The sequence below is a fragment of the Pseudoalteromonas sp. J2K-J599 genome, from assembly GCF_059295115.2.
Map to the genome: position 1 here is coordinate 41,888 of NZ_CM200272.1, position 21,279 is coordinate 63,166.

Here is a 21,279-nt window from a genome sequence, read left to right on the forward strand (position 1 = left end):
TAACTTTTCGCTAATAGCAAAATTATAAATTTTCTTTAACTTTTACAATACGTTATTGGTTCCTCTGCAAAAAATCCTTCTTTTGCAGTTACCTCAAAAAGTAGTTAAGCTGCTTACACTTATCTACTTTTTAGCTTTGGAGTGTGTTTTGCTAAATAAGTGTATTGTATCGTCTATAGTTTTTTTATCTGGGTGCTTAATGCCATTACAATCCTCGCTTGCTAAACCCGTGCTTTCTCTTGAACAACAACTTGGGCAAAAGCTAATACTCGACTTTCGTTACTTCTGCCAGCAAGGAGTAAGTAATAAATGCCGAACTCCAATGACCGAGTTACCTAATGAACTCGCTACCGCTATTGCAAAATACGATATTGGTGGGGTAATTTTATTTTCTGAAAACACTCAATCGATAGAGCAAACAATTACGCTTAATAGCCAATTGCAGTCGGCAGCAAGTAAGTCTAGTAGTAAGCTGCCGCTATTTATATCAATAGATCAAGAAGGCGGACGTGTAGCGCGTTTACCACGCGATGTTGCCACCTCATTTACCGGTAATATGTCGATTGGCGCAACCTACAAAAAACACGGTACAAGCTTTGCGACAAAAACAGCAACTGTTATCGCTAAAGAGCTAAATTCGCTGGGTATAAATGTAAACTACGCGCCCACGGTTGATGTAAACATGAATCCCGACAACCCAGTTATTAACGTACGCTCGTTTGGTGAAAACCCTGCATTAGTGAGTAAATTGGGCGCCGCACAGGTTGCAGGATTTGAAAGCAATGGCGTTATTACCTCGTTAAAGCACTTTCCGGGTCACGGCGATACAAACGTAGATAGCCATACAGGTTTGCCTAAAGTAAACCATGCAAAAGAAGTTATTTACGAGCAAGACCTAGCACCGTTTAAACACATTATCGCCAAGCAAAACCCAGGTATGATAATGACGGCGCATATTCAATACCCAGCGCTCGATAGCACAACGTTTATAAGTGTTAATGGCAAAACGATGATAAAACCGGCAACAATGTCGCGCGCAATCATTACTGACATTTTACGTGGCGAGCTTAATTACCAAGGAGTTGTAGTAACTGATGCGCTTGATATGGCTGGTATTAGTAACTTCTTCACGCCAACTCAAGCGGTAATAAATACATTTGCCGCTGGAGCTGACATTGCCCTAATGCCTATTGAAATTAGAACACCAGATGATTTAAATAAACTCGATGATCTTATTAAAGATCTTGTTGCAGCGGTTAAATCAAATCAACTTGATGAGCAAGAAATAGCACAATCGGCACAGCGTATAATTACACTTAAAAATAAATTTAGATTAAGCACTAATTTTGACCCTATTACCGCGCTCATAAATGCAAAGCAAACAATTGGCAGTGCAGCACATCGCGAAATAGAAGCGCAGCTTGCTGTAGAGGCAATAACGCAGGTTAAAAATAATAACAGTACTTTGCCGCTTAATTTAAAAGCAGGAAGTAATATTCATATTATTATGCCCGACACGCGTAAATGTATGGCAATGCAGCAAGCAATTGAAGCTATCAGCCAGCAAAAACTTAACTATAGCTGTAGTAGTTTACAAGGGTTTAATCCAGCACATGCAAAAGCACAAATACAGGCTGCTGATGTAGTTATCGCCGGTAATGCAACGCCTAATCAAAGTGCGGTCGAAATTGGCGGTATGGATGATTTAATAGATGATTCAAATTTTGCACTTAATAATGCAGAGCAGCCAAAAGCACTTGAGTCATTATTAAAAGTGGCAAAGCAGAGTAATAAAAGCACTGTATTTATAAGCCTAAGAGCACCTTATGACATTGCTAAATTTGGCGATTATGCAAATGCCGTACTTGCATCGTATGCATATAATATTGATGTAGATAAAAACGATATTGTGTCTGGTCCTGCTTTTACCGCACTTGCAAAAGTGTTACTAGGAGAAGCACCGGCTAACGGCGTATTACCTGTCACAATAAAACCGCAAAAGGTACACTAATATGAAGCTCAATTGTGACTTAGGCGAAAGCTTTGGCGCGTGGAAAATGGGGCTAGACGATGACGTTATGCCGCATATTGATATGGCTAACATTGCGTGTGGGTTTCATGCAGGTGACGCCGACGTAATGGCAAACACTCTTGTACTTGCCAAACAACATAACGTACAAATTGGTGCTCACCCAAGCTACCCAGACAAGCAGGGCTTTGGTAGACGCTCAATGGTACTTAGCGAAAAAGAGCTTACAAATTGCCTGCACTATCAAATAGCCGCTATTGAGGGGATGGCAAAAGTACAAGGTTTAACACTTAGCTATGTAAAACCCCACGGCGCACTTTATAACGACATGATGGCAAATGATCAAATATTACAAACCGTTATAAATGCAATCGCCAGCTACCCAATAGATTTAAAGCTAATGATTTTAGCGACTAAAAATGCCAATAAGCACATTCAAATAGCTAAAGATTCAGGAGTTGATCTAATACTTGAGGCATTTGCCGATAGGCAGTACACCGACGACGGGCATTTAGTGTCACGAACACTTGAGGGTAGCGTTCACAACAAAGCTGCATTACTAAAACAAGTAACTCAGCTTTTATCCGATGGCAGCGTGACAACACAAACTGGAAAAAAACTAACGCTCAACGCCCATAGCTTATGCGTACATGGCGACAACGCTGATGGCATAGCGCTTATAAAAGACATAAAAGCCCTGTGTAACTCAGCTAACTAAACACTTTTACACAACCACAAATAGAAGCTGTAAACCCCCTTTACAGCTTTAACTCATAGATTTAAATAAGAGCTTCATCGCATCCTACTGTTAATTTAATAATCCCTAACATATAACTACTTAGCAAATTAAAAAAAGTAACAACAGGGATAAAAATGAAAAAGCTTTTAACACTTAGCCTCATTTTAGGCTGTAGCAATTTAGCCTACGCTGAAACAAATACACTACAACTGCAAGACGTGTTTAATTTAGAATATGCTAATCAAATAGATATAACCGAAGACGGTAAAACTGTTTATTTTGTGCGTAACCGAATGGATATAAAAACAGATCGCAAAGTTGGTAATATTTGGTCTGTTGATTACAAAACCAAACAAATGCAGCCGCTAACCTCTGGCGTGCATATGGATTATTCGCCAGCACTCTCTCCTGATGGTCAACGCCTTGCGTTTATATCAACCCGCGATGGCAGCAGCCAAATATATATTAAATGGCTTAAAACAGGTGCTATGGCAAAAATTAGTAACTTAACGAGTGGTCCACGTTCGATTACATGGAGCCCTGATTCTAACCAATTAATATTTAGCATGTTTGTCCCAAGCGCTAATTCAGCGCCAGTGAGCTTACCAGGTAAACCAAAAGGCGCAACCTGGGCAGAGCCCGCCAAATTTATTGATGATGTTTATTACCGTTCAGATGGTGGCGGTTACACACAAAAAGGTTTTAGCCAATTATTTTCCATAGATGCTAACGGAGGTAATGCTAACCAACTCACTGATGATGAATTTGATAACGCGGGCGATGTAAGTTTTAGTAAAGACGGTAAATCACTTTATTTTTCTGCGAACAGGCACACAAACAACCAGCTAAAACCCACAAATAGTGAAATTTATAAACTCGATTTGGCCTCGCAAAATATAACTGAAATTACTGATCGAAATGGTCCTGATGAGCAGCCTAAAGTATCGCCCGATGGTCGTTACTTAGCGTACACAGGTTACGATGATAAACGCACTAACTACGAAAATGCTCAACTTTACATTCGTGATTTAAAAACAGGTAACACAACTAGCTTAACGCCAAATTTTGATAGAAGCGTAGGTCAAATAAAATGGAGTGCCAATTCAAAAGGTGTGTACTTTAGTTACGCCGATAAAGGTCAAACCGCCCTCGCCTATCAACCACGCAGTGGCAAGCGTAAAATAATAACAACCCAAATTGGCAGCGTTGCCTTTGGACGCCCTTATTCTGGTGGCGACTTTGATGTAAGTGAAGATGGCGAAGTAGCCTTTACCCTTGCCGATACTCAGCGCCCTGCTGATATAGCAACAATTAAACGCGGTAAAGCGCAGCGTTTAACTACCCTTAATGCAGATGCACTGGGCGACAAAGCTTTGGCTAAAGTGGAAGAAATTTGGATTAAATCAAGTCACGATGAGCTACCAATCCAAGGTTGGGTTGCTTACCCTCCTGAATTTGATAGCAGTAAAAAATATCCGCTAATACTAGAAATACACGGCGGTCCTGTCGCTAATTATGGCCCGCACTTTAGCGCTGAAATTCAACTGTTTGCAGCCAAAGGTAATGTCGTTTTATACATGAACCCACGTGGTAGTGATTCATACGGTAAAGAGTTTGCACAAACTATTCATCACAATTACCCAAGTAACGATTTTGACGACTTAATGACAGGTGTTGATGCGCTAATAGCGAAAGGCTTTATTGACGAGTCTAAATTGTTTGTAACCGGTGGCTCTGGTGGCGGTGTATTAACTGCATGGATTGTGGGTCATACAGATCGCTTTGCTGCAGCTGTAGTTGCTAAGCCTGTTATCAATTGGATCAGTTTTGTACTAACAGCAGATTTTTACCCGTTTTTTGCTGATTATTGGTTCCCAGGTAAACCATGGGATCACATTGAGCACTACATGAAACGCTCGCCTATCAGCTATGTTGGAAACGTTAAAACTCCTACTATGTTGCTCACTGGTGAATCTGACTACCGTACACCAATTTCAGAAACTGAACAGTTTTATCAAGCATTAAAACTACAAGGCGTTGATACTGCAATGGTGCGAATTCCTGATGCATCGCATGGTATTACAGCTCGCCCATCAAACTTAATGACCAAAGTTGCTTATATTCAATGGTGGTTTGATAAACACACTAAATAACCTAAAATTAGTATAACATTTATAGCTCAAATAAAAGCCACTTTAAATAAGTGGCTTTTGTATTTATCGCCGTAGTATTCAAACTGTAAACCCCCTTTACACTTCTGTGACAGTTAAATATCGGACTTAGCTAAAACTTCAGTTAGTAAAATTTCGGTTTATAGCATTTTTTGTAACTTGAGTTGGTAAAAAATCGGTTTGAGTCACTGTTTATAGCCTCTCAGTTAGTAAAATTTTGTTTTATCGCACGGAGAAGTTAGTAAAAAATCGGTTTATAAATTCGCTAAGTTTGTCTATTAAAGCAAAAATCAGTCACTTACCTGCCTTTTAAAGTTGTTGTAAACGCTTTTTACAGCAAAATAACCCCAAATATGCCGTTTTATGAAAGGTTAGTTAAACTCTGATCTGTAAATTCACTCAGGTAGTTAAATAGTGATCCAACATGATTTGGTTAACCTGAACTCTGGATAATAAATCTATCTCGAGCAGCTATTTTCAGCCCTAACTGCGTTGAATTTACTTGCAATAGGCTAGCTATTGACGCGTAAATTCGCCTTGTTTTGACTGAAAATCTCTGGCTAGAGAAAAAATTTAAATATCACCATGATTCAATACGTTAGTAAATCTCTTAACCAGAGCTCAGGTTAGTTAAAATCTGATCTAAATAAAAATTAAAACAATAAAAAAGGGCCTATTGGCCCTTGAGTAACACTATCTAGTTAGGAATTAAAACTGGTTCATGGTGTTATCTTCACCACCGGCTTTTAGCGCGTTATCACCAGAGAAGTATTCTTTGTGTGTATCGCCCATGTTAGACCCTGCTAGGTCTTGGTGTTTAACAGAAGCTTGCTCACGGCGAATTTCTTGGCGTTGTACATCACGCACGTAAGCCAGCATACCCATATCGCCAAAGTAACCTTCTGATAAAATATCAGTGCTTAGCGCAGCCGTATGGTACGTAGGCAGAGTAATTAAGTGATGGAAAATACCTGCTTCACGTGCGCCATCGCGCTGGAAGTTTTGCACTAGTAAATCGGCTGCTTGTGCAAGTTCTGTTGCATCCATTTCTGGTGCCATAAGGCCTTTATTATCGCCAAGGCTTGGGTAAGCACTAAGGTCACGGCCTGCTTCTTCCCACTCTTGGTACACTTGCTCACGAAACTTAAGCGTCCAGTTAAACGAAGGCGAGTTGTTGTATACCAGTTTTGCATTTGGCACGTGTTCTTTTACACGATTTACCAGTTCTGCAATTTGTTTAACATGTGGTTTTTCTGTTTCAATCCACAGTAAATCAGCGCCCGACTGCAAGCTAGTAATACAATCTAATACTACGCGGTCTTTTTCAGTGCCTTCGCGGAACTGGTATAAACCGTTATCTAGGCGAGTTGGTTTACATAACTGGCCATTAATTTTCATTGCCGTATCGCCTTCATTTAAATCATCAACACCGTTAATTGGCGTAGTTTCTAAAAATGCATTGTATTGGCTTGCTAAGTCACCTGGTGTTTGCGACACAGGTACTTTTTGAGTAAGGCTGGCGCCTAATGAATCTGTACGTGCCACAATAATGCCGTTATCAATACCTAGCTCTAAAAAGGCGTAACGTACTGCGTTAATTTTTGCTAAAAAGTCTTCGTGTGGAACGGTCACTTTACCCGCTTGGTGACCACATTGTTTGGCGTCAGATACTTGGTTTTCTATTTGAATGGCACACGCACCGGCTTCAATCATTTTTTTAGCCAGTAAGTAAGTTGCTTCTTCGTTACCAAAACCGGCATCAATATCAGCAATAATTGGCACAACATGGGTTTCAAAGTTGTCTATTTTATCAATAACAGCTTGAACATCGCCGCCGTTCGCTTTTGCTTCATCTAGGTCGTTAAACAAGTGATCTAGTTCACGTGCATCAGCTTGCTTTAAAAACGTGTAAATTTCTTCAATTAGCGCAGGTACCGATGTTTTTTCATGCATGCTTTGATCTGGCAGCGGACCAAATGCAGAGCGAAGCGCTGCAACCATCCAGCCACTTAAGTATACATAGCTGCGTTTAGTTGTTTTTTGATGGCGCTTAATAGCCATCATCATTTGTTGGGCAGTAAAGCCATGCCAACAGCCTAAAGATTGCGTGTACTGGCTTGTGTCGGCGTCATATGCAGCCATATCTTCACGCATTACGTCTGCTGTGTATTGCGCAATTTCAATCCCTGTACGAAAACGGTTTTGTAAACGCATACGGCTTGCGTATTCAGGGTTAATAGCACCCCACGCGCTGCCTTGTGATTGGCAAAGAGTAGAGAGTGTGTCTGTTTCGCGTTGATATGTTGTCATAATAAAATCCTTCGAACGAGTGTGTAATACCAACCTGCATAAATCTTTGATCAATTTAACGAATTAAATTGCACTATAACGTCGTTAAAAATTTTTTATTTAGAATAACTAGATACAAAAATTTTTGCCTAGCTCTAGCGTAATTTTCTTAACGTTAAATAGACCCCATATATAAGCAGATTGGTATAAATTATTTTAATGTTGTGAGAGTGGCTAGGAGTGTGTTCCGTAGCGCTTAATTCAACATTAGGCTCCTTTTCTAGATTTAGTAAATTTATAGTTGTTATTGTGGCTATACATTTTGTGAATGGCTAAAAAGCACTCAACATTGCCTTTTTGAGTTATTGTTGCCTTACGCACAAGCACACAACAACATCGCGACCGTTTAAAGGAAGGCAACTATGTCCCACACTCTCACACATTCAGGACTCAGCGTAGACACACAACTCGCTGATTTCGTTAAAAATCAATTACTCCCTGGCACTCACTTAAGTGAGTCACAATTTTGGCAAAGTTTTGCACATATCGTTCAAACACTTACCCCTATAAATAAGGCACTGCTTGAAAAGCGAGAGCTGCTTCAACAGCAAATAGACGACTACCATCTTGCTAATAAAACCTGGGATAGCGCTAAATACCAAGCCTTTTTGCAAGATATTGGCTATTTAGTTAAAGAGCCTGCCAACTTTGAAATTGAAACCCAAAATGTAGAGCCCGAAGTGGCCCTTACAGCAGGCCCTCAGTTGGTTGTGCCTGTAAGTAATGCACGCTTTGCTCTTAATGCCGCTAACGCTCGCTGGGGCTCGTTATACGACGCCTTATATGGTACTGATGTGTTAAGCGAAGATGACGGGGCTGAAAAAGGTAATACCTACAACCCTGTTCGTGGTTTTAAGGTAATGGCCTACGCTCGCCAGTTTTTAGATAAAGCATTGCCGCTGACCAATGGCTCCCATATAGAAAGCACGAATTACTCAGTAGTAGATGGCGCACTTTTAATTACCTTGCGTGACAGCTCTCAAACCACATTAGCTAACCCATCTCAGCTTATTGGTTATCAAGGAGAAGCACAAAACCCAACTGTAGTGTTATTAAAAAATAATGACCTACATATAGAGTTACATATCGATCACCACCACATTATTGGCCAAGCAGATAAAGCAGGCTTAAAAGATGTAGTGCTAGAGGCCGCGCTTACCACCATTATGGATTGTGAAGATTCAGTAGCTGCGGTAGATGCAGAAGACAAAGTACAAGTTTATAAAAATTGGCTTGGGTTGATGCAAGGTAACTTAGTTGAATCGTTTAAAAAAGGCGATAAAACTGTTGAGCGTACCCTGCAAAGTGATAAAACATACACTGCTCTTGACGGCGGCACCGTTACTTTAAAAGGCCGAAGCATGATGTTTGTAAGAAACGTTGGCCATTTAATGACGAACCCTGCTATTACCGATGTGTTTAATCAACCGGTATTTGAAGGCATTATGGATGCGATGTTTACAGCCACCGCTGCCCTGCACGACCTAAATAAAAAAACAGGTATAAAAAACTCAAGCGCGCAAAGTATTAATATAGTAAAACCAAAAATGCATGGCCCTGAAGAGGTGGCGTTTACTAACACTTTATTTAGCTTAGTAGAGGAAGCGTTAAGCTTACCTAAAAACACCCTTAAAATGGGGATTATGGATGAGGAACGCCGTACTTCTGTAAACCTAAAAGCCTGTATTTATGCAGCTAAAGAGCGTGTTGTATTTATAAATACTGGGTTTTTAGACCGCACAGGCGATGAAATTCATACCTCTATGCAAGCGGGTGTTGTGCTTCCAAAAGCACAGATTAAACAGCAACCGTGGATACAAGCTTATGAGGATCGCAATGTCGATATTGGCCTTGCTTGTGGCTTAAGCCATAAGGCCCAAATAGGTAAAGGCATGTGGCCAATGCCAGATAAAATGGCATTAATGATGGAGCAAAAACAAGCTCACCCTAAATCAGGCGCTAATACAGCATGGGTGCCCTCCCCTACAGCCGCTACCCTGCATGCAATGCATTATCACGATATATACGTATTTACTGAGCAGCAAAGTATTGCCAAACGTACTATTGCTAGCCTTAATGACCTGCTTACACCGCCGCTAATGACAGACCCTAAAACGCTTTCAAAAGAAGATATTCAAAGTGAGCTAGAAAATAACGCACAAGGTATTTTAGGTTACGTTGTACGTTGGATTGATCAAGGCGTAGGCTGCTCAAAAGTACCCGACATTAACCATATCGGTTTAATGGAAGACAGAGCCACACTGCGTATTTCAAGCCAGCATATGGCTAATTGGTTGCTAAATGGCGTGTGCTCACAAGCGCAAATAAAATCAACAATGGCTAAAATGGCCAAAGTGGTTGATGGACAAAACGAGCATGACACTGCGTATACACCCATGGCAACAAATGAAGAAACCCTTAATAACAGCATTGCCTATCAAGCTGCACTTGCACTGGTTTTAGAGGGCGTAACGCAACCTAGTGGTTACACTGAACCACTACTACATAGCTACCGTATAAAATATAAAGCACAAAAGTCGAATACGCTTTAACCTGCTTAATCAAAGTTAAAATTAAGTACTAAACCAGCTTTTAAGCTGGTTTTTTTATCGCCTAAAATTAGAATAACAGCACTTTTAAGGCATTTTAAAAATATATATTCAAATAAGCATAATACACATGAATATCTAACATTTATTCAAACGTAAAAAAGCGTGTTTTGCATACACAAAACACGCTTTTTAAAGCTTTTAACCGTTTACATTTAATTTTTTACAATGGCATTGTGATAAATATTTTGTACATCGTCACAATCTTCAAGCATATTTATAAACTTATCAAAGTTAGCAATAACTTCTTCGTCTTCAATTTCAATATTAACTTGAGGAATAAACGTAATTTCATCTACTTCAAAGTTAATGCCTTCAAATGCGTCTTCAAGGGCAGTTTTAGCTTTAAAGTATTCTGTTGGCGGTGCAAATACCGATATTTTACCGTCCTCGGCTTCAACATCGCTTACATCAACATCAGCCATCATTAATGCTTCTAATACGACTTCATCGTCATCGCCTGCAAAGCCAAGTACCGCATAATGATCAAACATATGCGCTACACAGCCAGGAGTACCAATTTTTGAGTCTGTTTTAGTAAATGGTAAACGTACATCTTTGATAGTACGGTTTGGATTATCAGTTAAACAGTCAACAATAACCATGCAGTTACCAGGGCCATAGCCTTCATAACGGGCAACAGAGTAATCTTCTCCTGTGCCACCGGCTGCTTTTTCAATTGCTTTTTCGATAACGTGTGCGGGTACTTGGTCTTTTTTAGCTTTTTCGATTAGACGGCGAAGTGTTTGGTTTACTTCGGGATCGGGATCACCACTTTTTGCTGCAACGTAAATCTCTTTGCCGTACTTTGAGTTTACTTTTGTTTTTGCATTGGCTGTTTTGATCATAGAACTTTGACGAACTACAAATGCTCTGCCCATTTTGTGCCCCTAATGAATACGTTACGTTTTGCGGTATTTTACCAATTCAAAACGTATTGGGCTAGCTCCGCAATGGGCAAAACTTGATTAATAAAAACTTTTATAACTACAAACTTATGTCAGAATAAATCAAATGGCACGCTATTTAACATAACTCTATTTTTTCAGAATAACTCTCAACTAATGTTACTAATTCCGCAAAGTCATGCAAAACGTAATCTGCCTGATCGGCGTAGGCTGGCGTCAACTCTGGAGCGTATAAACATGCGCGCATATTTGCATTATGCGCAGCTTGAATATCGTAAAGGTAATCGCCTACATAAAGTAAATTTCTAGCATTAATGTTCCAAAGTGTAGCAATAGCATTCAAAGCACTAGGATCTGGTTTTGCAGGAGCATCGCTTCTTGTTAAAACTGTACTAATAGGAAGTGGGTTATTTTGTAATTTAATTGCAGCCGCTTTATCAAAATTGCGAGTGACAATTGCCATCGGTATATTTTTAGACTTTAAAGCATTAATAGCTTCACTCACCCCAGGTAATATACTGGCATGTTGTGCGTCTATTAATTCGTGTTGGTGAACTATATTCATTGCCTCTTCACGCATATACGGTGAGGGCAACTTAGCAATGTAATCAAGTAAGTCTTGCTCGCAAGGGCAACCTATTTGGGCCTTTATTAATGCAAAGTCTAATTCTGATGAAACCAATGTTCCATCCAAATCAAAAATCACTCCAAAAATAGCCTCAATCTGAGTCGTCATATCATTCCCTGAATTTAGTTATTACTAAATAAAATTTAAACATAAAATTCTCTACTGCTTATGCCCTAGCTAGTTACAGCTAAAGGGATAAATGAAACTAACTATATTTAAATTATTTATTTGCACTGCTATCAATCTATTGATAATACAGTAAATATAATTGGTAATTGTAGCATGCGCAAAAAATGGTAAATATACAAATTGAACTACCAATTTTTACGTAAATTTACTTATACCAGATCAAAAATGAACGCAGTTTAAACGTTTGAAGAAAACGCGCACATTAACTGCAGTGCGCGTTGGTTGGGGAAGTTTTAACTATTAATTTGACTCAAAGCGGGCTTCGAGCCAAGTATCATCTTGTGCAAAGTTTAAGGTTTTAATCTTACCTTTGCCCTCAACGTTTACCATATTTACCTGAGATGGCCATAAATCACGAAGTGCGCCATTGCTCATTTTAATTCCTTCAATGTTTTCAGGAATTGGTGCTTCTTGGTAAACCCAAAAAAACTTACCATCTACTTGCGCCCCTACAAAGCTAAGTGGTAAAGGCTCACCACTTAGCGTTTGTAGAGCAACGTGCGATTCAACATATTTAGCAAAACGCTGTTGGTCGGCTTTATTACTAATAATATCGATTTTGCCTTCAAATAATGTTCCTACGGCGTGTTCGGTATCATGTAAATAAAAGCGATGCATTAACTCAACATTATGCGTTCGTTTATTAAAAAGCACAGTTGTAACTGACGACTTTAGTTGATGCGCCATACTTGGCGCAGCAACTAAAAGGCAAACAATAATAAGCAAAAAGCGCATTATTGCGGCTCCCCACCGTCATCTTTTTCGTCTTTCTTCTCATCAGTTTTAAGCTCAGTTTTAATATCTTGCATGATATCGCGACTTACTTTAGCTTTACTCTTTTCCTTTTTAAACACTTCAATACGTGAAGGAATAATACGACGAGGGTAGTTATTGTTTTCAACATCTACGTCAGCTGTTTCCCAGCCTGGATCTACAGTAACTGATACAAGCGGTTTGTTTTTATCGGTCACAATTAGCTTTTGAACATTTTTATAATTACGACGCCAAATTTCAGCAGGGATATAACGCTCTTCGGTTGTGCCATCTTCATATGTTAGCTCAAGCAATATAGGCATTACCAAACCACCAAGGTTTGAAAATTCCATAACGTAGTAGTTTTTATCTTCTTCTAAAGCACGTTCAAGCGTTTTACGCTCCCACGGCTCTAAGCCTTTTAAAAACTTATTGTACGAGTTACGTTCTTTATTGGTTACAGTAAAGCGGTCGTTTTCGTCATAAAAATCGGTAACATCAGGATTTTGCTCAACCCATGTTTTTTTACCTTCGGCGCGGTTACGCTCAACAAATAAGGACGTAGGCTTGTCTGCCTCAATATCACGTAAACGGCTGTAATCAATATCAGGGTTTTTAGTGTCTAAACGAAGTTGATACACTTTATCTAAAGAGATATCAACATGATCTGTGGTGTAAAACCAGCCACGCCAAAACCAATCTAAATCAACACCAGAGGCTTCTTCCATTGTACGGAAAAAATCAGCTGGGGTAGGGCGCTTGTATTTCCAGCGCTGAGCATACTCTTTAAATGCAAAGTCGAATAAGTCACGGCCTAAAATTACTTCACGTAAAATATTAAGTGCTGCGGCAGGCTTAGTATAAGCATTTGGGCCTAAACGTAATACGCTGTCTGACTGAGTCATAATTGGTACTTGGACTTCTGACTTCATATAGCTCACTATATCGCGAGGCTCAACACCCCAAGGAATAGTAGGATCCCATTCACGACCAGCAACACCATCTAAAAAGCTGTTTAAGCCTTCATCCATCCACGTCCATTGGCGCTCATCTGAGTTCACAATCATCGGAAAGTAAATATGACCCACTTCATGAATAACTACGCCAAGTAAAAAGCGCTTTTCAGCCTGAGAATAAGTACGAGTACCATCATCTTGCAACTTAGTACGCGGGCCGTTAAAGGTGATCATTGGGTATTCCATACCACCAACTGGTCCATTAACCGACTGTGCGGTTGGGTATGGGTAATCAAAAGAATACTTAGAGTACACTTCCATTGTGTGTACTACCGCTTCAGTTGAGTACTTTTTCCATAAGTCACCACCTTCTTTAGGGAAGAACGACATTGCCATAACTAAAGGCTGAACGTCACCACCTTGTTGATAACCTTTTGCATCCCACATAAACTTACGAGACGACGCCCAAGCAAAGTCACGAACATTTTCTGCTTTAAAGTGCCACGTTTTAGTTTTGTCGGTGCCTTCTTTTTCGTTTTCTAGCGCTTCTTCTGCGTTAACAATAAACACAGGACGCTTAGATGTTTCAGCTTGCTTTAAACGTTTGCGCTGAGTACTTGTAAGTACTTTACTCGCGTTATCAAGTTTACCTGTTGCCGATACAATGTGATCTGCCGGAACAGTAATCTCAACATCGTAATCACCAAACTCAAGCGTAAACTCACCAGAGCCTAAAAATGGCTTGTTTGTCCATGCTTCGTAATCGGTATAAGCCGCTAAGCGAGGGAACCACTGAGCAATTAAGAATATGTCGTTGCCATCTTCTTCAAAGTGCTCGTAACCAGAACGTGCACCTACAGCATCTTCTTCAACAATGTTGAAGGCAAAGTTCATGCTAAATTCTACTTCTTTACCAGGTTTTAATGGCTCGTTTAAATCAATGCGCATTAAAGTATCAACTACAGTTACGCGTAGCTCTTTACCATCGTCATCCTTTACGCCACTGATTGTATAACCCAGTTCGTTGTCGCTCATAAATTGCTGACGGCGTAAGTCACCTAAACTTAATTTAGCAGGCTTTTGAGCTGGTAGGCTTTCTAAAGTGCTTTTAAACGTTTTAGTTGTTTCGGCAATAGAATCACTTTTAAAAATATTTTGATCTAACTGTAACCATAAATATTTAAGTGTATGCGGAGAGTTATTTTTATATTCAATGCTTTGGCTACCGGTAATACGGTGCTTTTTTTCATCTAGCTTTACATCAATATCGTAGTTTACACGTTGCTGCCAGTATTTTTCACCTGGTTCGCCAGCGGCACTACGATAAACATTGGGTGTAGGAAGCGCTTCGTCTAATTGACGAAATTTATCAACAAAAGTACCTTTTGTTTGCTCAACTGAAGACGCCATAGCCGCACTAGATATTGCCAAAGGCAATACAAAAGCACTTAGCGTAAGACCTATTTTTTTCATTGTTAGTCCTAATATAATTTTGTGAGCATACTTTGACAAATATGCCAGTTAGCTTCAATAAATTAGCGACCAAGTACCGTATTTTTAGGGTGATATTCACTTAGTTTTTTAGATTAAAAAGTACAATTATTTTGTAACAAAATACGACTAAATAAATATTGTAAAGGGGGTTTACAAAAGCGGGTTTTAATAATGGTTTTGAGCAAATAGATACAAAGCTATAGAGCTTGAAAAAAACACATTAACTTTAGTTACTTTGCTAAAAAAGTATTGCTTTAGCATTATCAGGTAAACCAATAATACTACGTATAAATATTTCTAATTTGCAACAAGAAAAATGGGCTAAAAGCCCCCTCTACTGAACAAAAACACAGTGAAAACAGCTGAATTATTGGCTCAAATATTGCCGAACTTCCTTAATATGCGCTATTTTTACGATAAATGATAAATAGTGTAATTTTAGGTTGATCTTTAGTGTAGTTTATATTTAAAATCGCCAACCTTTTTATTTGAGGCAAATAAATTCGTCACATTTATCCTCAAATTAATATCGATTACTAGCAAGAAATGCGGTGGGCTTATGGATTTTTACATCCTAAAAAAACAACAAGAACTAATTGCGGTTCCAGCAAGTGAGAATAACTGTAAGCAGTATCTCGATTCGGGTTATTTTTATATCGATAAAGTAGCAGCGTGCAACGAAACCAATGCATTAAAGGCGCTACACGCAAAGCAAACTAAAACGTTAAAAATTCCATTATTAATGGCACTTTTAGCATTACCGGTTGTTTTTTCAGCTTGGTACAGTTTAACCTAAGGTAATGCACGGCTTAGGCTTGCATCTTTAACTGCCTTGGGTATATTGGCGCTCTTACGGTTTAATTAAGAGCGCGACATGAAAGTCCTCCACACCTCAGATTGGCACCTTGGCCAACAATTCTACGAACACGACCGCCGTGTTGAACATCAAGCTTTTTTTACATGGTTATTAGCCACTCTTGTTGAACAACAAATAGACTTACTTTTAGTTGCTGGCGACATTTATCATACCGCGACTCCAAGCGCTAGCGCCGAAAATCAGCTTTACCAATTTATTAAAGACGCCAAAAAGGCATGCCCACAATTACACGTAGTAATTATTGCGGGTAATCACGACTCTGCAAATCGTATTTTGGCAGCTCAGCCATTACTAGCGCAATTTGATACACACGTAGTAGGGCGCTTTGATGTCGCGACACCCAATGAAACTGTTATTACCATCAATACTAATGGTAAACGCGCTGTAATTGTCGCTATGCCGTTTTTACGCGCAAGTGATGTAAGTTTACTTAGCCAAACCGAAAGCGGCCCTAGTTATGCACAAGGCGTTTCAAAAGCTTATGAACTTGCACTAGAACACGCTAATAATATAAACGAGCAAAACTCACCATTAATAGTTATGGGGCATTTACACGCAAAAGGCGGGGATATCTCAAGTGATTCTGAGCGTAACTTAGTAATAGGTGGTGAAGAGTCTATTTCTGCTAATGTATTTGGTAAACAAGCCAACTACGTCGCTCTTGGGCACTTACACAAAGCGCAACAAGTCGCTAAAAGTGATTTTATTCGATACAGCGGCACACCTATACCTATGTCGTTTTCAGAACGTAACTACACGCACCAAGTAAATGTTGTTGAGTTTATTATTGATGAAAAACAACATATTAGTACAACTGTAAACCCCCTTTACATTCCGCGCTCTGCCGATGTGGTTATTTTACCAAAAGGGGAGTGTGTGCCATTAAACGAACTATGCGAGCAAATTAAAGCGCTCGACATCGCACAAAATACAATAGCGCCTTATTTACGTGTAAAGCTTAAATCAAGCGATACCGACACCACCTTCAGGGAACAAATAGAACAAGCACTGGAAGGCAAACATATTAAATTTTGTGGTATTGAACGTGTACGTGAGCAATCAGCGCAAAATGATGACAACACCGTATTTGAAGATTTAAGCGAAGTTGAAATGCTCAACCCGCTTAACTTATTAGAACAAGCGTTCGCAAACGATAAAGATATGGCAGGGCAAAGTGTACCCGATGAGCTAAAAGCACTTTTAAGTGATGTGATAAACGAACTTACGGAGCAAGAACAACTATGAAAATAACCGCAGTTCGTATTCATAATTTAGCCTCAATAGTTGATGCTGAAATAGATTTTACTCAAGCCCCATTAAAAGATGCAGGCTTATTTGCAATAACAGGCGATACCGGCGCTGGTAAAAGTACCTTTTTAGATGCGATTTGTTTAGCCCTTTATACAAAAACAGCGAGGCTACGCGGCGATAAAGGTAACTTAATTGAGTTTAATGGCGACAGCATTAAGCTTAATGATGCGCGAAATCTACTACGCAGAGGTACATGGGAAGGCCACGCCGAGGTTGACTTTTTAGGGCAAGATAAACAGCTTTACCGTGCGCGTTATACAATTGCACGGACCCATAAAAAAGTAACTGGCAAACTTAAAGTAGCAGAGCACACATTAGTAACCCTGCCAGACGAAACCCTTATAGCTGACAAAAGCCACACAATAAAAGAAGTGGAGAGCAAAATAGGGCTTAACTTTGAACAGTTCTCCCGTGCCGTACTTTTAGCGCAACATGAGTTTGCTGCATTTTTAAAAGCCACTGGCGATGAGCGAGCGCAACTTTTAGAGTGCTTAACAGGCACCGATAAATTTAGCCGTATTGGTGTGCGTATTTTTGAGCGCCATAAAGAGCAAGTGGCAAAGCTTGAAGCGCTCAAAGCTGGTCTTGAAAGCTATACTTTGTTAACGAGCGATGAACTTGAGTTACAACAAACCAAGTTAACCGATTTAAAAGCGCAAACCGAACACACTAAAAAAGAGCTGACCAAAACCGAAAAAGCACTTAACTGGTATCAGCAAGCTACAGTGCTTGAGCAAAGCTTACTGCAGGCACAGCAAACCCAGCAACAAGCAAGCTCAGCGCTTGAAAGTATCGTTGATCAAAGCGAGCAAGCAAAACAAGCCAAGCAGGCGCTTGAAATAAAAGATAACCGCAGCCGTTTTACTCAATTAACCGATCAAAATACGGCGTTAGATCAGCAAATAACATCACTTAAAAGTGTTGATCATTTAGCGGTAATTAACGAGCGTAACACCGCGCTTGCTAAGCATACTGAGCTACTTAATAACGCCAATGAGAAAAAACAAAATGCAGCGCCCGTTATAGCAAAAGCGAGAGAGCTCGACAGCAGCATTGCTTTGCAAACTCAAGCTGTAAAAGGCGCAGAGTCGCAAATAATCAAAGAGCAAACTCAACTTGATGAGCTCAATCAGCAGCTTAAACAAAGCAATAACGAGCTAGAACTCGCTAATACCGACTCAACTAAAAGCCAGCAATGGCTTAGTGAGCATGCACAGCTGCACGTTTTAGCAAAAGACTGGAGCTACTATCAGCAAAGCTTTAATACCTACTTAAATGCACAACAGCAATTAACTGCAAACCTTGCACAAAGCCGAACTCTTAATACCGAGCTTGCAGGTCAGAGCGAGCGTTTAAATACACAAAATAACAAAGTGCAGCAGTGCGAGGCGTTACTTACGAGCGAGCAGTCAGCTTTGCAGGTTTTAAATACTCAGCTTAATGAATTTAATGCAGAGCACTGCGACGCGCAGCTAAAAAGTATTGATTACTTAAAAGAGCAGCGAGAGCGCTATAAGCAATTTAACGCAGAGCTAAAACAAAGCACTCAACGCCAGCAAGTGCTCAATCTGCAGCTAAATGAAAGCCAGCAAGCCCATACTTTACTTAATCAGCATTTAATAACCAGCGAGCAAGCACTTAAAGGCAGCGAGTACGCACTTAACCAAGCGCGCTTAAGAGCCAGCGAAAACGTAGAGCATTTACGCACTGAGCTTCGCCCTAATGAGCCTTGTTTAGTGTGCGGCGCAACTGAGCACCCGTATGCGGTAAATCAAAATCAGCAATTAAATAACTTAATTACTGATTTTGAAAATGCTTTTAATGCCGCTAAAAAGCAATTTGACCATGCACAAAGCGAGCTGCATAAGCATCAAACTCAACATGCTGTATTAACTGCTGAACACGGACAACTTGAGCAAATAATACAAATAGCAAAAGCCAAACAGCTCGACATTAAAAATACCATGCAAGGCGCACGTAGTGAGCTTAACGACTTAACGCCTGATCAGCTTGAAGTAACTTATAAGCAATTAACGCAGCAAAAAGCGCAATACTTTGAGCAACAAAAACGCCAACGAACACTGCAAACCAAAGTAAACGAGCTACAAGCAGCACTTAAAGCAGAGCAGCAAGTACAGCAGCAACTGAGTAATAAACACCTTGAGCTTACACACCAGCAAAACCAGTTAACGAGTAAGCAAAGCGAGCTAAGTGCGCAAATTAACGAGCTCGGTACAACGCTCAATAATCAATTTGAAAACAGTGATTTTTGGCAGCAACTACAAGCCAATACGCTTGAACTTAGCGAGCTGCACGAGCAAGTTACGCAGTATCAGCAAACTCAAACGCAACTTGAGCAAAGCCAAAAGCGCCAAGACACAGCTAGTGAGCAAATAAAGCAGCTTAGCCCGCTTGTTAGTAAAAGCGAGCAATCGCTAAAAGTACTTAATGAAGAGTTTGTAAAAGCTAAAGAGCTATTAAACGCTACGCAAAGTGAGCGCTTAGCTTTATTTAATAACGAGCAAATAAGCGCAGACGACTACCAAGCAAAACTCACAAGTGAGCAAGAGCAAAAACAATCGCAGGTTCAAGCGAGTCAAAAAGCCTATGACGACGCGATAAAACAACGAGATGAGCACGCTATAACACTTAAAAATGTAGAGCAACGCTTACTTGAAAACAGCCAAGAACTAGCAACACTTGAGGCACGTTATAACCAGTGGTTTGCTGACTTTAAAGCGCAATACAGCGATGTAACGCACGAACAGGTCAAAATTTTACTAACGCTAAGTAGCGAGACTATTAAGGCGCATTTAAATCAACACGAGCAGTTAACTCAAGCGTTAACAGATGCAAATGCCGCATTAAAACAGCAGCAACTTACGCTTGAAAAACACAACAGTAGCGATAAGCCAACACAAAGTGCAGAGGCTTTAAGTACGCAATTAAGCAGCTTAAATGAGCAACAAACGCAGCTGCAAAATTCATTACTAGCAACTAATACCGCTATTGAGCAACACAACCAAAACGCAAAGGCGCTTGAAGGCAAACAAGCTGAGTTAACTACGCTTAAAACACAGGTAGAGCAGTGGCACTTGCTTAATAAAGTATTGGGCGATGCAACGGGTAAAACCATGCGTAACTTAGCACAAACACAAACGTTAAAAATATTACTGCACTATGCCAACAGTCATTTAAAAACACTCAACAAACGCTACGAATTAACCGCCATAGCCCAAACGCTCGACATTGCAATTATCGACCGCGACATGGCCGACGAGCAACGCTCTGTTAATACACTCTCAGGCGGTGAGTCATTTTTAGTATCGCTAGCGCTTGCACTTGGTTTAGCATCGCTTTCGTCTAACAAAGTACAAATCAATTCTTTGTTTATTGACGAAGGGTTTGGTACGTTAGACAGCGAAACCCTAAGCATTGCAATGGACGCTTTGGATTCTTTGCAAGCACAAGGCAGAAAAGTAGGCGTTATATCGCACGTAACACAAATGAGCGAGCGTGTAGCCACTCAAGTGCATGTAGCCAAAAAGCCAGGTGGATATTCCACAGTTGAAGTTTTATAAGTAACATTACTGAAAACAAGGAGATACAATGCCAACGTTTACAGGCGAGCAAGCAACACAATACGATAGCCGCATAACCCGTTTAGTTCCTGGTTATGAATTATTACATCAGCTCACTAATGCGCAATTACAAGCAACGCTAAGCGATAATGCACATATTTTGGTAGTAGGGGCAGGCACAGGCAAAGAAGTACTTGCACTGGCTGCACTAAACCCTACATGGCAATTTACTGCGCAAGATACATCAGCCGATATGCTTGCTATCGCACAGCAGCAATTTGATGAACAAGGCATAATAAGTCGCGTAGATGTACATAATGGCCCAGTTGATAAATTATCGGTTAAAGCCGATGCCGTTTTATGTTTACTAGTAATGCATTTTTTACAAGATAACGGCGATAAAAAAGAGTTATTAAAAGCGATTAAAGGAAGCCTTAAAAAAGACGCCAACCTTTATATTGCAGATTTAATGCGCCCCGAAACTTCATTTGAGCGCGAAGCCCAGCTTACAACGTGCGCGCAATTGGGTTTAACCGAAACCGGTAAAACACAAACAGGGCACGACTTAGAAAATGAGTTTTACCCGCTTGATAGAATGCGCTTTAGCGAATTGCTAAATGAGTGCAAATTTGGCATTCCGAAGCTGTATTTTAAAGCCTTAGGTTTTAGTGGGTATGTAGTTTAA

At 40.0% G+C, this 21,279-nt stretch carries 13 protein-coding genes; 8 read left to right on the forward strand and 5 right to left on the reverse strand.

The features are described 5' to 3' along the window. The first annotated feature begins 199 nt into the window (after positions 1-199). The 3 genes from AC5NT5_RS17020 to AC5NT5_RS17030 all read left to right on the forward strand — a co-directional run bounded on the left by AC5NT5_RS17020 (position 200) and on the right by AC5NT5_RS17030 (position 4,921). Positions 200-2,011 (forward strand): glycoside hydrolase family 3 protein, encoded by a 1,812-nt coding sequence (locus AC5NT5_RS17020; RefSeq protein ID WP_494513595.1) that lies wholly within the window; start codon positions 200-202, stop codon positions 2,009-2,011. Between the two features lies 1 nt (position 2,012). Next, the gene (locus tag AC5NT5_RS17025) at positions 2,013-2,747 is read left to right on the forward strand and encodes a 5-oxoprolinase subunit PxpA (protein WP_182681904.1); all 735 of its coding nucleotides are present in this window, start codon (positions 2,013-2,015) and stop codon (positions 2,745-2,747) included. 155 nt (positions 2,748-2,902) lie between these two features. After that, positions 2,903-4,921: a S9 family peptidase gene (locus AC5NT5_RS17030; RefSeq protein WP_494513596.1), complete on the forward strand. Its 2,019-nt coding sequence runs from the start codon at positions 2,903-2,905 to the stop codon at positions 4,919-4,921. 726 nt (positions 4,922-5,647) lie between these two features. Here AC5NT5_RS17030 and AC5NT5_RS17035 read toward each other — a convergent pair. After that, positions 5,648-7,249: an isocitrate lyase gene (locus AC5NT5_RS17035; protein WP_494513597.1), complete on the reverse strand. Its 1,602-nt coding sequence runs from the start codon at positions 7,247-7,249 to the stop codon at positions 5,648-5,650. A 401-nt stretch (positions 7,250-7,650) separates the two neighbouring features. On the opposite strand from AC5NT5_RS17035, the gene AC5NT5_RS17040 reads away from it, so the two are divergent. Further along, the gene (locus tag AC5NT5_RS17040) at positions 7,651-9,840 is read left to right on the forward strand and encodes a malate synthase G (protein WP_494513598.1); all 2,190 of its coding nucleotides are present in this window, start codon (positions 7,651-7,653) and stop codon (positions 9,838-9,840) included. A 212-nt stretch (positions 9,841-10,052) separates the two neighbouring features. On the opposite strand, the gene AC5NT5_RS17045 is transcribed toward AC5NT5_RS17040, so the two are convergent. The 4 genes from AC5NT5_RS17045 to AC5NT5_RS17060 all read right to left on the reverse strand — a co-directional run bounded on the left by AC5NT5_RS17045 (position 10,053) and on the right by AC5NT5_RS17060 (position 14,804). Beyond that, positions 10,053-10,778 carry a YebC/PmpR family DNA-binding transcriptional regulator gene (locus AC5NT5_RS17045; protein WP_165744008.1) on the reverse strand — a complete coding sequence of 242 codons (726 nt, stop codon included), beginning with the start codon at positions 10,776-10,778 and terminating at the stop codon, positions 10,053-10,055. A 145-nt stretch (positions 10,779-10,923) separates the two neighbouring features. Beyond that, entirely contained in the window at positions 10,924-11,541 is a 618-nt protein-coding gene (locus AC5NT5_RS17050) for an HAD family hydrolase (protein WP_165744007.1), read from the reverse strand. A gap of 321 nt (positions 11,542-11,862) precedes the next feature. Continuing rightward, positions 11,863-12,357, reverse strand: coding sequence for a DUF6702 family protein (locus AC5NT5_RS17055; protein ID WP_341602689.1), 495 nt, complete (start codon positions 12,355-12,357; stop codon positions 11,863-11,865). Next, on the reverse strand, positions 12,357-14,804 hold the full coding sequence (locus AC5NT5_RS17060) for a M1 family metallopeptidase (RefSeq protein WP_494513599.1): 2,448 nt from the start codon (positions 14,802-14,804) through the stop codon (positions 12,357-12,359). Before AC5NT5_RS17060 ends, AC5NT5_RS17055 begins: the two co-directional genes overlap by 1 nt. A 580-nt stretch (positions 14,805-15,384) precedes the next feature. Between AC5NT5_RS17060 and AC5NT5_RS17065 the strand changes: the two genes are divergently transcribed. From AC5NT5_RS17065 to AC5NT5_RS17080, 4 genes are all read left to right on the forward strand, one after another. Next, positions 15,385-15,621, forward strand: coding sequence for a hypothetical protein (locus tag AC5NT5_RS17065; RefSeq protein ID WP_024600378.1), 237 nt, complete (start codon positions 15,385-15,387; stop codon positions 15,619-15,621). Between the two features lie 78 nt (positions 15,622-15,699). After that, positions 15,700-16,947 (forward strand): exonuclease SbcCD subunit D C-terminal domain-containing protein, encoded by a 1,248-nt coding sequence (locus tag AC5NT5_RS17070; protein ID WP_494513600.1) that lies wholly within the window; start codon positions 15,700-15,702, stop codon positions 16,945-16,947. Then, positions 16,944-20,594, forward strand: a complete 3,651-nt coding sequence (locus tag AC5NT5_RS17075) for an AAA family ATPase (RefSeq protein WP_494513601.1) — start codon at positions 16,944-16,946, stop codon at positions 20,592-20,594. The genes AC5NT5_RS17070 and AC5NT5_RS17075 overlap by 4 nt, the downstream gene beginning before the upstream one ends. A 28-nt stretch (positions 20,595-20,622) precedes the next feature. Further along, complete coding sequence (locus tag AC5NT5_RS17080; protein WP_494513602.1) at positions 20,623-21,279, forward strand: class I SAM-dependent methyltransferase; 657 nt, start codon at positions 20,623-20,625, stop codon at positions 21,277-21,279.